We start from the raw sequence: 1,368 nt of genomic DNA on the forward strand, positions 1-1,368 counted from the left end.
GGCAACGTCGCCGGTGGTGACCCGGCGGCCTTTGCCCGTGGGCAAGCCGTCCCAGTGGCTCTCGTCGACCACCCTCACTCCTCGGCCGAGCTCCCGCGCATGGGTGGCCAGCAGTGTCTCGCCGCCTGCGTCGGGGACGGTGGAGTGCAGCATGACCTGGGACTTCGTGGCCCGGATCTCGACCAGCTGACGCGGGCGGACCTTGCGGGCGGGCACCGAGTAGAGGTTCCCGGCGAAGGCGACCAGGCAGTCCTTGCCGACCGGCCGCAGGTGCCGCTCGGTCACCAGATAGGGGGTGGCCGGCAGCGGCTTGAGGGCGGCGTGGTCCCGGGCGGCCCGCTGGGCGATGACCTCCTGATGGGTCTTGTGGATCTGGGCCCTGCGCTGCGGGACCCAGGCCATGAAGGCGGCGTCCATCTCCTCGACGGAGGAAAACGCCCGCCCGGCCAGGACATGGTCGCGGACGATCTGAACCTGACGTTCGACACGGCCTTTGCCGGTGGGCCGGTAGGCGGCCAGCACGTCGATGTCGAAGTCGTAGTGGCCAGCGAAGGCAACCGCCTCCGGATGCAGCGGCACCGCCTCCCCGGGGGCGACATGCCGGCGGACGACCGTCTTGGTGCGGTCGTAGACGATGCTCATCGGCACCCCGCCGAAGTGCGCGAACGCCCGACGGTGGCAGTCGAAGAAGGTCTGCAGGTCCTGGCTGGTGGTGAAGCAGCAGAACGGGTCGCGGGAGTACGACAACGTCATATGGAACGAATAGACCTTGCCGATGCCCATGTGGGCGAGGATCTTTCCTTCATCCCCCCAGTCCACCTGGGCCTGGGCGCCGGGAATCACCTCGAAGCGGCGGTGCAGGCCCGCCAGCTCCTTCGGCGTGATGCCGAGTTCCCCGGCGATCCTCGGGCGGGCTTCCTGGACGTAGAGCTTGACCCGCTGGTAGCTGCCGGTGAAGGCATAGTCCCTGGCCAGCCGCTCGTGGATGACCGTGGCCTTCATCAAAATCTCGGCCCGCAGCATCGAGTCGATCAACGGCGCGTACTCGTCCACCACCCGCTGCTGGCGCGGACCGCTCGAAGCCCGCCGCGGCGGTGAGGCAGGCCCCTCGCCGGCCAGGTACTTGCGGACCGTCTTGCGGTCCAGCCCCGTCTCCCTGGCGATCTCCGACAGGCTCATCGCCCCGGACTCGAACAGGCCACGAAAACGCCGAAGTTCCACCCAACGATGCGGATCAAGGACCATGGTCAGCCGTCCTCCGCCACCCGAACCGACGAGCAGCAGAGTGCCAAGCATCGGCCCTCAGCGTGTCAGGAACTGGCCCCGTTCACCCGTACGCGGTTGGGGACGTTCAGGTGTACGCCGACA

General features: G+C 68.3%; 1 protein-coding gene. It reads right to left on the reverse strand.

Features of this window, described 5'->3' with window-relative positions; translation table 11 throughout:
• Positions 1-1,245: IS21 family transposase (istA, locus tag ACH4LD_RS42965; protein WP_398106229.1), on the reverse strand; the 1,245-nt coding region annotated here is incomplete at its 3' end.
• Positions 1,246-1,368 lie beyond the last annotated feature (123 nt).

It is taken from the genome of Streptomyces sp. NPDC017676, assembly GCF_044329325.1.
Classification (GTDB): Bacteria; Actinomycetota; Actinomycetes; order Streptomycetales; family Streptomycetaceae; genus Streptomyces.